Source organism: Homoserinimonas aerilata (genome assembly GCF_006716125.1).
Lineage (GTDB): Bacteria > Actinomycetota > Actinomycetes > Actinomycetales > Microbacteriaceae > Homoserinimonas > Homoserinimonas aerilata.
In genome coordinates this window covers 829,691-843,017 of record NZ_VFOM01000001.1, presented here as the reverse complement: position 1 = coordinate 843,017, position 13,327 = coordinate 829,691, and the positions used below count along the sequence as shown (strand labels likewise).

The window sequence follows — 13,327 nt, the reverse complement described above, 5'->3', positions numbered from 1 at the left end:
CGTGCGAACCTCTCGCTTGCCCTCACCCGAGCACTAGCCTCGGGTGACAGGACAAGCGAGAGGGCGCAGCGTGACTGATACCGGCGACTACCGGGCACACTCCGGACGGGCATATTGGCCCCGGAACCCCGCAGATCTCACCGACACCACCCGCTGCCCCGCCTGCTACACACCGCTCCACTCGAGCATCTGCAGAACCTGCGGGCTCGACCTCAGCGCAGCAGAAGCGCACCAGCTCGCCGCACTCTCGCAGCGAATCGCCGATCAGCTCGACGAGCGCGTCAACCTCATCGGGCTGATCCGCTACAGCTCCGCACAGCGAGCCGCGCAGGCCGTACCCCTGACCGCTGCCGCCGATGCGCCGGAACCGCCTGCCTTGGCCACCGCGACGTCCCCCGGCCTGCCCGCCCCCGCTCCGTCCCCTCTTTCACAGCCGACCACACCCGCTCGGCCGCGACGCTCCGGAGTGCAGATCGCACTGCTCGTCACCGGCATCGCACTGCTGTCGGTGTTCGCGATCTTCTTCCTCGTCTACGCCTTCATCAACTACGGTCTCGCCTGGCGCTCCGCCATCATCGCGCTCGCCACCGTCGCAACCCTCGTCACGGCCACAGTACTTCGGCACCGCAAGCTCACGGCCAGCGCCGAAGGCATCGCCGTTTTCGGCATCCTCCTCGTGTACCTCGACGCCTTCGCCGTGCGCGCCAACGGGCTGCTCCTCCTCGACCGGGTCGACGAACGCTCCTACTGGGGTGTCGTGCTGCTCGTGACATCCGCCGCCTTCATCATCTGGAACCGAATCGGCGGGATGCGCAGCGCCGGCATCGTCGGCTACGGCACCTTCGCCGTCGGCGCAGGCCTCATAGCTGCGGCCGCGACCAGCGACCAACTCGGAGGGTTCTCCGGCACGTATGTGGTCGCATCCGCCATGGCCGTCGCCGGATTCATCCACCTCACCGCCACCGGCAAGGCAGCGCCCGGACGAAAGATCGCCCCCGCAGCGGCCGAACGCGTCATCGTGCTGCTCACAACAACCCTCAGCCTGATCACCGCCGCCATCGCCGCGCTCGGCGTCGGAACCCACGACCAGTGGGCGCCGACACTCGCATTTCTCGGTGTCGCCGTGATCTCCGCGCTGCACAGCGCAGCCCTCATCGCCTACCGGCGCGACATGCTCGACAGCGTGTTCGGGGTGACCCTCGCCATCGGAGCGGCAGCCACAAGCACCGCCGCCATCGCCGGCTACGCGCTCTGGGCATCCGAAGAGAACAACCCCACAGCGACGCTGCTGCTGCCCACCATCATCGCGGTCGCCATCGCGCTCGCCTGGATCGTGCTCGCGCACCGCATCATCCACAGGCCGTTGGGCACGCAACGGATCGGGCTTCGACCCGCCCTCATCGGCGCCGCAGCCGGTGCCGGAGTGATCGCCGCACTCAGCCTCCTACCTTCACTTCTCGTGGCGGTCACCACCGTCGGCGCGCGCGTCGTCCAAGGTCTCGCAGAAAGCTACGAGCGAAGCGGCGCCACAAAAGAAGCCCTCAACGAGTACCAGCACCTCGCCGTCGCAGCACTCGCCGTGGCCGTCGTGCTCATCACCCTCGCCTGCTCATGGCTGCACCTCCTGCGACGCACACTCGGCGCACTCGCCGGCGCCGCACTCGTGACACTCCTGCTCGCCGCACCACTCCTCGGCACGCTCTGGCTGGTGCTCGCAGCCTGGCTCGCCATCACCGCGGCGGCACTCGTCGCGCTGTTCCTCCGCCGTGACCGCACCCGAAACCTGCCCGCAGGCATCCGCCCCATACTCTGGGCCGGCGCGATCAGCGGCGTGAGCCTCGCCTGGCTGAGCGGCTGGGCCGGCAGCGACACCTGGCCGCTGACCTCTGCCGCCGCCATCGCCGCGGTCATCGCGGCGCGCATCCTGCTCACAAACACCGCCGCCCGAGCAGGCCTTCTTGGTGGTGCACAGGCACTCTTCCTCGTGACGGCCGGCGCCACCGCACACAGGCTGGCCGAGAACAACGGCATTGCCACTCTCACTGGCGTCATCCTTGTCGCAGCGGCGATCGCTGCCGTCACCGCCCTCCCCCTGCGCGCGTTCAGCCCACTCGACCGACGCATCAGCTTCGCCCTCAGCGCCATCACCGTTGTCATCGGTGCCCTGCTCGCCGCCACCATGCTCGCCGGCAATGCCAGCGCACTCGCAAGCCCCGGCCTACCCGAACACCTCGCACTGCCTGTGAGAAGCGCCCTGCTCGCCGCAGCGGCCCTCTCCGTCACCGCCGCCGCGCTGTGGTCGGCGCTCCCCGCCAACGCGCAACTCGTGCCCGAACGGATGACCGCCGCGATCGCCACCGCACCGGCCCTCTACTGGGCCCTCAGCCTCGTGAGCGGTTACCCCGGCATCCCCGCAATCGTCACCGAACTCGCCCCCATCACAGCGGCCCTGCTCGCCGCCGCGGCCGCCCTCGCCATGGCCGTCACCGCCGAGCGACGCCAGCTGGCGCATCAGGCACGTGAGACGGAGAAGGAACAGCAAAAGCCCGGCACTGCGCGGCGCTGGCCTCGCGACATCGGAATCGCGGTCGTCGCCGTGCCCGCATTAGCCGTCGCGATCGACCGCGGCGCAGACACCGGATGGCTCGTCGTTCTGCTCGCCGCCGTCACGGCGCTGCTCACCGCCATCTCCCCCGATGGCCTCTTCGCCTCGGCATCCCCCCGACGCCACAGCGGATGGCTCGCCCTCCTGCTCGCCGTCGCCGCGCTGTGGTGGGCGCTCGGCTCGCAATCGGTGACCGCGCTCGAACCCCACGTGCTGCCCGTCGCCGCAGCACTCCTCGTGATCGCCTGGCTCATCCACCGCAGCGAACGCGCACCGGTGACATCCGAAGCGCAGGGAGAGGCCGGGCACCGCAGCTCCGTTCCCTACCTCGCCTTCGCCGGGCTCAGCGTCGCCATCGCGCCACTCGCGCTCTCCGCCCCGAGCGATGAGAACAGCATCCTCCGCGCCGCAGTCGTGCTCGCCGCATCCGCCGCACTGCTCCTCTTCGGTGCCTACAAGCGCACCAGCGCACCGATCGCCGACTCCGCCGGCGCGGCAGGGCTGCTCGGCGTGGTCATCGTCGGACTTGTCCGAGGCGTGGATGCGCTCCACCACAACGGGGAGCAGCTCGAAGCCTGGCTCCTGCCCGTGGTCGTGGCCCTCGCTGTCGCCGCAATCGGACTCGCCCGCCCGCGCGAACGCTCAACCGTTCGCGCGCAGGAGCTGCGCCGCGCGCTGAGCCAGACGCTGCCCATCACCGCCATCGCCATGATCGTCATCTTCGAGTACACCGTCGCCGTCGACACCGGCGATGGCACGCTCAGGCTGGCCGCCGTCATCGTGCTGCTCGCGATCACCCACATCAGCGCGTTCCTCGTCGACCGGGCACCGCTCAGCCGCACCGTCGGATGGGTCGCCATCGCAGCAGCCGCCATCGGGCCGATCATCCAGCCCACCGCATTCGACGCCATCGAATACGGCACGCTCCCCATCGCCATCGCGCTGCTCGCGAGCGGGGCCATCCACCTGGACCGCACCCCGTCCGCACGCAGCTGGCCATGGCTCGGCCCGGGCACCGCGCTGCTCCTCCTGCCCTCACTGATCGCCACGATCGACGAGCGCCCGCTGTGGCGCCTCGTCGCACTCGGCGTGGTCGGCGTGGCCGTCATCGTCGCCGCCGTTGTGCTCCGCCTGCAGGCGCCGTTCCTTCTGGGCGTGGCCGTCACCCTCACCCACGCGATCGCCACATTCGCGCCGCAGATCCGCTCCGTCTACGAACTCGCCGACTGGTACGTCTGGGCGGGCATCGGCGGCGTGCTGCTCATCGCCCTCGCCGTGCGCTACGAGCACCGCATCCGAGACCTCAAGAAAGCAGTCAGCAGCATCAGCGCGCTCCGCTGAGCGAGCCGAGCGGGCTGATCAGTGCCGGTCAGGGCCGAGCGAGCCGGAGCTCAGAACGCCCTGTGCGTCCACCGACCGCCGAGCAGGGTGCCGGCCACGGGCATCCGACGAAGCTCCTCGGCAGAAACGCCGAACGGATCAACATCCAGAACGACCAGATCGGCAGGCTGCCCCGGCGCCACAGAACTTCGCACAGACGCATCCAGAGCCTGCGCCACCGTGAGTGACTGCTCCGGATGCCACGGCTCACGCCCATCGCGGGCGCGACCGACAGCCGCCGCCATCGTCACCCACGGGTCCAGCGGGGCGACAGGGGCATCCGAACCGAGCAGCAGACGTGCCCCCGCATCGAGCAGTGATCGCAGCAGGAAAGCCCGATCGGTGCGCCCGACCCAGTACCGATCCGCGATGTCCCGATCATCCATCGCATGCTCCGGCTGCACGCTCGCCACGATTCCGAGCCGCCCGAAACGCTCCACATCGCCGGGGGTCAGCAATTGGGCATGCTCGATCCGACCGGTCACGCCGACCGCCTCGAAGACGTCGAGCACGAGGGCGTTCGCGTGATCACCGATCGCGTGCACGGCGGGGGTGATACCCGCATCCGAGGCGCGACGCAGCAGCGGTTCGAGCTCGCTCGGCGCGACCGTGAGCAGGCCGCGGGCCCCGGGCAGCCCCTCAAGCCCGGGGTACTCGTCGAAGCAGTAGGCCGTGCGCGTGCCCAGCGAACCATCCGTGATGACCTTGTAACTGCCGACGGTGAGCAGCTCGCCGATGCGCCTGCCGCTTCTCAGCCCGAGGTCGATTGCACGGTCGAGATCCTGGGTGTAGATGCCGAAATCGACGCGCAGGGCATCGAATCCGCCAGCCATCCGGCGGCTCCACGGCTCGAGATTCCACGTCATCTCGAAGTCGACGATGCCGACGACACCGCGGGCTGCCGCCTCCCGCGCCGCTGCGTCGACCCACTCGTCGAGCACCGCATCCGGAACCGAATTGACCCGACGCTGCACCTCGAACGCGGGCTCCTCCCGCAGCAGCCCCGTCTCGTGTCCCGAATGACCGAAGAGTTCGAGGGCCGACGTGTTCAACCAGACCGAGTGCAGGTCGGCGCTGATGAGAACGATGGGCGCTCCGGCCCCCGCATCATCGAGATCGGCGAGATTCGGGGCATCCGACCAGAGAGCGTCCCTGAACCCATTGCCGACGAACGGCAGCGGCCTGCCCCGCTCGTCGAGCGGAAGCGGCGTAGCCGAGGCCAAGGCGTTCGAGACAATGCGGGCGGCCTCGCGGGCGGATGCCGCACCCGAGACATCCGCACGCCGGCTGCGGAGCGCCCACTGGCTGAAATGTGTGTGCTCGTCCCACAACCCCGGGATGACGGTGCGCCCGTCGAGGTGCACCTCCTCCGCAGTGCAGTCGACGGCGTGGCCGATCTCGACGATCTCGCCGTCCTGGATCAGGATGTCGACGGGCTCCCCACCGAGACGAGCGTTGCGCAGAACCCGATGCGTCGGCCCGCTCACTTCTCGTGGTTGCGGCGCATCTCGGCCGCCAGATGGGGCTGCGAATAGTTCTCGCCATGGTCGAGCTCGGCGATGACGTTCTCGATGACCTCATCGGACTTGTTCTGGCTGAGCTTGGCCCTCGCCTCGAAACGATCGACCACCAGCCGGAATCCGACGGTGCCCGCCATGATGCTGCGCCCGTACTCCTCATTGTGTTCCAACAGATTCGGATGCGGCATCGCATCCTCGAAGTGGTGCACCAGGTCGCCGAGCACCCGCCAGTTCTCCTCGTCGCTGAGGATCTCGGGGGTGCCGTACAGGTGGGCCGTCACATGGTTCCAGGTGGGCACGGCCGGGACGCCGTCGTACCAGCCGGGCGACACGTAGCCGTGCGGGCCCTGAATGATGACCATGACCTCGTGCTGCCCCAACTCGAGGGCGCGATCATCGGGGCGACCGACATGGCTGACGATGCTGATGCCCTCGTGGTCCTCCTCGATCACAACCGGGTAGTGCGAGGCCACGAGGCCCTTGGCCGTGTTCGACACGATCGTCGCCCACGGACTGGAGCGGATCAGTCGTTTGACCTCTTCAGGATCGGTGACGATGTAGTCGGGAGTGTGGCGCATGCGCCAAGCATGCCAGACAGCCCCCGGAGCTCCGCAAGGGCCATCATCGCTGGCAGTTGGGGCACCAGTAGAGCTTGCGCCCCGCAGCCTCCGCCATCGTCACATGCGTGCCGCACACGCGGCATGGCTGACCCTCGCGGTGGTACACCCAGTGCCGGTCGTCGCGACTCGCGAGGGCCGCTTGGTACGCCTCAGGGTCGAGGCCGTCCATCGTCATCATCTGGCCGGTCTCGACGCCGAGACGCAGCAGATGCGTCCAATCGCGCCAGAGCTCGCGCACGAGCTCCTCCGGCACGAGTTTTCCGGGCGTGTACGGGTCGAGGCGCGCGCGGAACAGCAGTTCGGCGCGATAGACGTTGCCGATGCCGCTGACGACGGCCTGATCCATCAGCAGAAGGCCGATCGGGGTGGCCTTCCTACGCACCGTCGCCACGAAGCGCTCCTCGCCCTCCTGCGGGTCGTCGACGAGCGGATCGGGCCCGAGCTTCGCCAGCGAGGCCGCAACCTCGGCGGGCTGCTGCACCTCACAGGCCGTCGGCCCGCGGAGATCCGCGACGGCGCGCTCCGTGAGCAGCCGCACCCTGACCTGTCCGATCGGCTCGGGCGGGAACACGTCCTGATCGGGGCCCTGCGCCTCTCTCAGACTCTCGGCCTCGGACATCCGGAGCCTGGTGCGTCGCGGGGCGCCGATGCTGTGCAGCGATCCCTCGTTCTCACCGCGGGTGCCCGCGCCGTCGGCGACGGTGCCGCGCTGATTGGTCTGCCCCATGCGGCCGCCCGCTGAGGCCGTCGTCGCATCCGCCGTGATGTCGCCCGCAAAATCCCACGCGCCATAGAGGCCCAGGTGCACGCGCAAGGTCAGCTCGTTGTCGAACTCGAGAAACATCTGCTTGCCCACGGCCCTCGCACTGACCATCGCGCGCCCGTCGATCTCGGTCGCGCCGGCGGCGAAGCGGCCCTGCGGAGAGGAGACGGCGACGCTGTGGCCGACGAAATGCAGGGCGAACTGGCGGGCGATGCGATGAACGGAATGACCTTCTGGCATGGCGTCAGATGATCGGGTGGCCCGTGATGAGGCCCGTCGTCTCGTACTCCCCCAGCTGGGCGATGCGACGCGCGTGCCGCTCCTCACCCGGGAACGGGGTCGCGATGAACGTGTCGATGAAGGAGATCGCCTCCTCGACGGAATGCTGGCGCGCACCGATCGAGATCACATTGGCATCGTTGTGCTCGCGCGCCAGCTCGGCGGTCGAGGTGTTCCAGACGAGCGCGGCGCGCACGCCGACGACCTTGTTCGCGGCGATCTGCTCACCGTTGCCCGAACCGCCGAAGACGACGCCGAGCGATTCGAGACCAGCCGCCCTGTCGCCGGCCACAGCACGTGCGGCATTGATGCAGAACGAGGGGTAGTCGTCGAGCGCGTCATAGGCGATCGGCCCATGATCGACGACCTCGTGGCCCTGCCCCGTGAGGTGCTCCTGCAGCTGCCGACTGAATTCCAGACCGGCGTGATCGGTGGCGATGTGGATGCGCATGAGGCCAGTTTAGGAGTGAGCGGCACGGGCCGAGAATCGACCGGATGCGCGACAGGCCGCGACCCGCAGGCCTCAGTCGAAGATGGGGTCGCGCGTGCGCGAACGCTTGAGCTCGAAGAATCCGTCGTAGCGCGCCGCGGCGACGACGCCGTCCCACAGGGCGAGCGCCTGCTCCCCCTTGGGTGCCGGCGAGATGACGGGTCCGAAGAAGGCTACGCCGTCGACGGCGATGACGGGCGTGCCGACATCCTGCCCGACCCTGTTGATGCCGTCGAAGTGGCTGGCGCGCATCTGCGCGTCGTATTCGTCACTGTCGGCGTACTTCGCGTACTCGGCGGGGAGCCCGAGTTCGGCGAGCGCCGCAGGGATGACCTCGTCGGGGTCCTTCGAGCCTCCCGGGTGGATGCGGGTGCCGAGGGCGTCATAGAGGGGCTCGACGATCTGCTGCCCCTCGATCTCGGCGAGCGCCGCGACGAGCCGGGTGTAGCGGAGCGCCCGCGGGAAGAACGCCCTGTAGTCGTCGTCGACGTCTTTGTCTTCGTTGAGCACGGCGAGGCTCATCACGTGCCAGTTCAGTTCGAGGTCGCGGTGGTGGGCGACCTCTTTCACCCAGCGACTGGCCATCCAGGCCCAGGGGCAGGAGGGGTCGAACCAGAAGTCAACGCGGGTGGGGGTTGTTTCGCTCATGCCTCCATTAGAGCAGGCTTCGGCTGCGTGCCCGGCTCTGGCGCTCTGCACGCTTCGGGGGCACACTTGAGGGAGCGCATCCGTCTCATCGTGGAGGTGGCTCATGACGAATGTCAGTGTCGTACCCGAGATCATGCCCGTGCTCTCTGCCGGGAGGCATCGCCGCCCGCGGCAGGGCGCGTGCTTCATGGAGTTCGCTTCGTATCTTGCGGGTGAGCGGTGGAGTGATCATCCGCAGTGCACGCATCCGTTGCTGGCGTTTCTGGCGCGGGGCGTCAACGATTTCACGGGCGATGACGGCCGCCAGAGGCTGGCCCCGCTCATCCCGTCGGTGATCGGCCTGACCGGGTCGGATCCGCGCCTGGATGTGGTGCTCGCCCTGCGTGCGGCGACGACCGCGCTGCCCGTCGTGGCGGAGAGCAGGCAGCGGGCGCTGGCCAGCGGTGTGATCTCCTGCGAGCGGATGCTCGAGGCGCTTGGCGGGGCATCCGAGGAGGAACGAGAGATGGTGCGCGGGGTCTCCCGTGACACCCCTCTCGCGTGGGAGTGGGCGCAGGGCTTCTGCCGTGACCTCACACCTCGGAGCACACTGTCGTTCACCCGACAGGGGCGCGCCATCGTGAGCACTGCGGTGCTCGGCGTCGCGCAGGCGTGCATCGATGATCCGGATGCCGTCCTGTACGAGATGCTGAGGGCATCCGTCGACGATTGTCTCCGCGTTCTGGGGCGCCTGCCCTCCCCCGAGGTCGAGGTGGTTTCCATTCTGAGTCGCTGAGGTGCCGATTAGGCTTGTCTGCGACCACATCCGGTCACTCGAATTCGACTGCACGCTAGGAGCGACAGCATGCCCGGAGACAACCTCACCCGTATCGAAGCGCAGGAGCGCAAGGCCATCGTCGACGTCTCGAGCTATGACGTCGCGCTCGACCTGACGACAGGTGAGGAGACGTTCCGCAGCTCGACCGTTGTGACGTTCTCGGCGACGCCGGGTGCGTCGACGTTCATCGACGCCTTCACGCGCACTGTGCACTCGATCACGCTCAATGGGGAGTCGGTCGACACATCCGCGGCTGATGGCGTTCGCATCCAGCTCGATGGTCTCGCGGCCGAGAATGTGCTCGAGGTCGTCGCCGACGCCGAGTACACGAACTCGGGTGAGGGCCTGCACCGCTTCGTCGACCCCGTCGACGGTGAGGTGTATCTGTACTCACAGTTCGAGGTGCCCGACAGTCGTCGCGTCTTCGCCGTCTTCGAGCAGCCCGACCTGAAGGCGACGTTCACGTTCACCGTGACCGCGCCCGAGCACTGGGTCGTCGTCTCCAACTCCCCCACCCCGGAGCCTGAGAACGCGGGCGAGGCGAAGCGGGTGTGGCGTTTCGCCCCCACGCAGCGCATGTCGTCGTACATCACGGCGATCGTCGCCGGCCCCTACGATTCCGTGCACAGCGAGCTCACCAGCAGCGACGGCCGCACCATCCCGCTGGCCGTGTACTCGCGCAGGTCGCTCACCGAGTACCTCGACTCCGACTACATCTTCGACGTGACGCGCAAGGGTTTCGAGTACTACGAGGAGAAGTTCGACTTCCCGTACCCCTTCGAGAAGTACGACCAGCTGTTCGTGCCCGAGTTCAACGCGGGCGCCATGGAGAACGCCGGCGCGGTCACCTTCACCGAGACGTACGTGTTCCGCAGCAAGGTGACGGATGCGGTCAGGGAGCGCCGCGTCGTCACCATCCTTCATGAGCTCGCCCACATGTGGTTCGGCGACCTCGTCACCATGAAGTGGTGGAACGACCTGTGGCTGAACGAGTCCTTCGCAGAGTGGGCGTCGACGATCTCGACCGCCGAGGCCACCGAGTGGACGGAGGCGTGGACGACGTTCCAGGCCATGGAGAAGAGCTGGGCGTACCGCCAGGACCAGCTGCCCTCGACGCACCCCGTCGTCGCCACCATCAACGACCTCGAGGACGTGCAGGTCAACTTCGACGGCATCACCTATGCGAAGGGCGGCTCGGTTCTCAAGCAGCTCGTCGCCTGGGTGGGCCGTGACGCGTTCTTCGCCGGAGTCGCCGCATACTTCAGAAAGCACGCCTTCGGCAACACCGAGCTGAGCGATCTGCTCGCCGAGCTCGAGACGACGAGCGGTCGCGACCTCTCCGACTGGAGCGCCAAGTGGCTCGAGACGGCAGGCGTCAACACGCTGCGCCCCCGCATCGAGACGGATGCCACGGGCACCATCACCTCGTTCGCGATCGAGCAGACGGCGCACGTCGACTACCCGACCATCCGCCCCCACCGCCTGGGCGTCGGCTTCTACGAGCTGAACGACGGCCGACTCGAGCGCGTGCACCGCGTCGAGGTGGACGTCGACGGGGAGAGCACCTCCATCCCTGAGCTCGTCGGACTCAACCGGCCCGCCCTCGTGCTCATCAACGACGACGACCTCGCGTACGCGAAGATCCGCCTCGACGAGGTGTCGCAGGCGACCGCGTTGGAGCACCTCGGCCGCATCAGCGACCCGCTCGCGCGCGCCCTCGTGTGGGGTTCGGCGTGGGATGCGACCCGTGACGCCGAGACGCCCGCCAGCGACTACGTTCGCCTTGTGCTCAGCAACATCGCCAGCGAGACGGAGAGCACAACCATCCGCACCACCCTCGGGCAGCTGACGGCGGTCGCCCGCTCCTATGTCGCCCCGGAGAAGAAGGCGGCGACGATCGAGCTCGTGGGCACCGAGCTGTGGAAGCTCGCCCAGGAGGCAGAGGCGGGATCGGATGCGCAGTTCCAGTTCGTGAAGTTCTTCGCCAGCATCGCGTCGACACAGGAGCATGCGCGCACGCTGCGCGAGCTGCTCGACGGAACGATCACGCTCGACGGCCTCACGATCGACACCGACCTCGGCTGGGAGCTGCTCGAGGGCCTCGTGCTGAACGGCGAGGCGACAGAGGCGGAGATCGACGCGGCCCTCGCGAAGGACAACACCGCAAACGGCCAGCAGGCCGCCGCCCGCGTGCGCGCCACGTTCCCCGATGCGCAGAAGAAGCTCGCGGCATTCGCGTCGGTCGTCGACGACGACACGGCCCCGAACATGATCGTGCGGCACACCGGCCTCGGCTTCCAGCATGTGAACGACGCCTCAGTGCTGCGGCCCGCCATCGAGCGCTACTTCTCGAGTGTGAACACGATCTGGGAGTCGCGCAGCTACGGAATCGCGTCGTCACTCATCGACGGCCTCTACCCGGCGCCGCTCGCCTCCCAGGAGCTGGTCGACGCGACCCGTGCCTGGCTGGCCGCGAACCCGGAGATCCCCGCGCTGCGTCGTCTCGTCATCGAGAACCTCGACGGCGTCGAGCGCGCACTGCGGGTGCAGGCACGCGACGCGTAAATGATCGGCATCGCAGGCATCCGGGGCTGATCCTCCCGCCCTCACCCTTCACCCGGTGGGGCGGGAGGCCCGGCTGCGGCATCCGGCATCCACGGCCTTTCAGGGGCGCGACCGTAGACTTGTAGACCTATGGACGAGACCACGGCACCCTTCGACTGGACGGCCTTCTGGGCCGGCGTGCGCACCTTCATCGAGCTCTGGCAGGTTCCGGTCAAGGTGGTTCTCATCATCGTCGTGGCCATCGCCCTCAACTGGGTGCTGCGCATCATCATCCGGCGAGTCGTCGACCGCGTCGTCAACGGCGTGAAGAAGAAACAGAACGTCGAAGACACGGCCGCGCTCTTCGCCTCACCACTCGCCGCCGTGCGCGTCGTACAGCGCACCCGAGCCCTCGGAACCGTGCTCAACAGCGCCGTCACCGCGGTCATCGTCATCATGGCGGTGCTCCTCCTGGTGGCCGTCCTGTTCCCCAACGCGACAGGTGCGTTCGCCATCATCAGCGCCGCCGTCGGCGCAGGCCTCGGCTTCGGCGCGCAGAACATCGTCAAAGACGTGCTCAACGGCATCTTCATGGTCGGCGAAGACCAGCTCGGCGTCGGCGACGTCGTCGACCTGTCCTACGCGACCGGCGTCGTCGAGGTGGTCGGCATCCGCGTCACCCAGGTGCGCGACGTCAACGGAACACTCTGGTACGTGCGCAACGGCGAGATCCTGCGCGTCGGCAACCTCTCACAGGGCTGGGCGCGCGCCATCATCGACCTCGCCGTGCCCTACGACTCCGACGTCGAAGCGGTGCAGGAGCGGATGCTCGCAACAGCGATGGACATGTTCCAGAACTCGAAATGGCGCAGCCGCATCCTCGAGAAGCCCGAAATCTGGGGCATCGAATCGATCTCCTCCGAAGCGGTCGTCGTGCGCCTCGTCGTCAAGACCCGCTCCGCCAGCAAAGACGACGTCGCCCGCGAGCTGCGCGCCAGACTCAAACGCACACTCGACGACATGGGAGTGCGCCTGCCCGCGCTCAACAGCGTCGTGCTCAAAGGCTACGACGGAGCCACCAACGTCGGCGGCGCCAGACCGCCCAAGACCAGGCCGCTGCCCATCACCGGCGACAACACCAGCACTCGCAAGCGCGACGGCAAGGCCAACCCGAAGGACCAGGAATGAGCAACGACAGCGCAGCGCAGGCTCCGCAGGACCAGCCCGTGGGGCAGATCAGCCCGGTGACCCTGCGCGTCGGCGAGCACGGCGAAGCCGCAGGCGGCAGCTTCTACGAGAAGATCGGCGGCCGGGCCACATTCGAGACCCTCGTGCGACGCTTCTATGACGGCGTGCAACACGACCCCGTGCTGTGGCCCATGTACCCGGCACACGACCTCGAAGGCGCCATCCAGCGGCTCACCATGTTCCTCGAACAGTACTGGGGCGGCCCCGGCACCTACAGCGAACAGCGCGGACATCCCAGACTGCGGATGCGCCATGTGCCGTTCAAGATCAACCCCGACGCACGCGACCGCTGGCTGCAGCACATGCGGGCAGCGCAGGACACGCTCGAACTGAGCCCGCTCGACGACGCAACCCTGTGGGGGTACTTCGACCGCGCCGCGACGGCAATGCTCAACACGTTCGAGGAGTAGCCA

General features: G+C 68.0%; 10 protein-coding genes. 5 read left to right on the top strand and 5 right to left on the bottom strand.

Going from position 1 to position 13,327, the window contains the following annotated elements:
* The first annotated feature begins 70 nt into the window (after positions 1-70).
* Complete coding sequence (locus FB562_RS03975; protein ID WP_141879959.1) at positions 71-3,946, top strand: SCO7613 C-terminal domain-containing membrane protein; 3,876 nt, start codon at positions 71-73, stop codon at positions 3,944-3,946.
* 50 nt (positions 3,947-3,996) lie between these two features.
* On the opposite strand, the gene FB562_RS03970 is transcribed toward FB562_RS03975, so the two are convergent.
* The 5 genes from FB562_RS03970 to FB562_RS03950 form a co-directional block, all read right to left on the bottom strand.
* Positions 3,997-5,472: an amidohydrolase gene (locus tag FB562_RS03970; RefSeq protein ID WP_141879958.1), complete on the bottom strand. Its 1,476-nt coding sequence runs from the start codon at positions 5,470-5,472 to the stop codon at positions 3,997-3,999.
* A complete protein-coding gene (locus tag FB562_RS03965) occupies positions 5,469-6,083 on the bottom strand; it encodes an FMN-binding negative transcriptional regulator (protein WP_141879957.1) in 615 nt (204 codons plus the stop codon). Before FB562_RS03965 ends, FB562_RS03970 begins: the two co-directional genes overlap by 4 nt.
* Positions 6,084-6,126: 43 nt before the next feature.
* Complete coding sequence (locus tag FB562_RS03960; protein WP_141879956.1) at positions 6,127-7,128, bottom strand: Fpg/Nei family DNA glycosylase; 1,002 nt, start codon at positions 7,126-7,128, stop codon at positions 6,127-6,129.
* 4 nt (positions 7,129-7,132) lie between these two features.
* On the bottom strand, positions 7,133-7,618 hold the full coding sequence (locus FB562_RS03955) for a ribose-5-phosphate isomerase (protein WP_141879955.1): 486 nt from the start codon (positions 7,616-7,618) through the stop codon (positions 7,133-7,135).
* Positions 7,619-7,690: 72 nt separating this feature from the next.
* On the bottom strand, positions 7,691-8,305 hold the full coding sequence (locus FB562_RS03950; protein WP_141879954.1) for a mycothiol-dependent nitroreductase Rv2466c family protein: 615 nt from the start codon (positions 8,303-8,305) through the stop codon (positions 7,691-7,693).
* 103 nt (positions 8,306-8,408) lie between these two features.
* Here FB562_RS03950 and FB562_RS03945 point away from each other — a divergent pair, with 103 nt between their 5' ends.
* From FB562_RS03945 to FB562_RS03930, 4 genes are all read left to right on the top strand, one after another.
* Positions 8,409-9,080 (top strand): hypothetical protein, encoded by a 672-nt coding sequence (locus FB562_RS03945; RefSeq protein WP_141879953.1) that lies wholly within the window; start codon positions 8,409-8,411, stop codon positions 9,078-9,080.
* Positions 9,081-9,149: 69 nt separating this feature from the next.
* On the top strand, positions 9,150-11,687 hold the full coding sequence (gene pepN / locus FB562_RS03940) for an aminopeptidase N (protein ID WP_141879952.1): 2,538 nt from the start codon (positions 9,150-9,152) through the stop codon (positions 11,685-11,687).
* 129 nt (positions 11,688-11,816) lie between these two features.
* A complete protein-coding gene (locus FB562_RS03935) occupies positions 11,817-12,854 on the top strand; it encodes a mechanosensitive ion channel family protein (protein WP_141879951.1) in 1,038 nt (345 codons plus the stop codon).
* On the top strand, positions 12,851-13,324 hold the full coding sequence (locus tag FB562_RS03930) for a globin (protein ID WP_141879950.1): 474 nt from the start codon (positions 12,851-12,853) through the stop codon (positions 13,322-13,324). The genes FB562_RS03935 and FB562_RS03930 overlap by 4 nt, the downstream gene beginning before the upstream one ends.
* Positions 13,325-13,327 lie beyond the last annotated feature (3 nt).

Bases quoted from the DNA above. Each gene is read 5' to 3' on its own strand.
- FB562_RS03965 (WP_141879957.1), bottom strand. From the start codon at position 6,083: ATGCGCCACACTCCCGACTACATCGTCACCGATCCTGAAGAGGTCAAA.
- FB562_RS03960 (WP_141879956.1), bottom strand. From the start codon at position 7,128: ATGCCAGAAGGTCATTCCGTTCATCGCATCGCCCGCCAGTTCGCCCTG.
- FB562_RS03955 (WP_141879955.1), bottom strand. From the start codon at position 7,618: ATGCGCATCCACATCGCCACCGATCACGCCGGTCTGGAATTCAGTCGG.
- FB562_RS03950 (WP_141879954.1), bottom strand. From the start codon at position 8,305: ATGAGCGAAACAACCCCCACCCGCGTTGACTTCTGGTTCGACCCCTCC.
- FB562_RS03945 (WP_141879953.1), top strand. From the start codon at position 8,409: ATGACGAATGTCAGTGTCGTACCCGAGATCATGCCCGTGCTCTCTGCC.
- pepN (WP_141879952.1), top strand. From the start codon at position 9,150: ATGCCCGGAGACAACCTCACCCGTATCGAAGCGCAGGAGCGCAAGGCC.
- FB562_RS03935 (WP_141879951.1), top strand. From the start codon at position 11,817: ATGGACGAGACCACGGCACCCTTCGACTGGACGGCCTTCTGGGCCGGC.
- FB562_RS03930 (WP_141879950.1), top strand. From the start codon at position 12,851: ATGAGCAACGACAGCGCAGCGCAGGCTCCGCAGGACCAGCCCGTGGGG.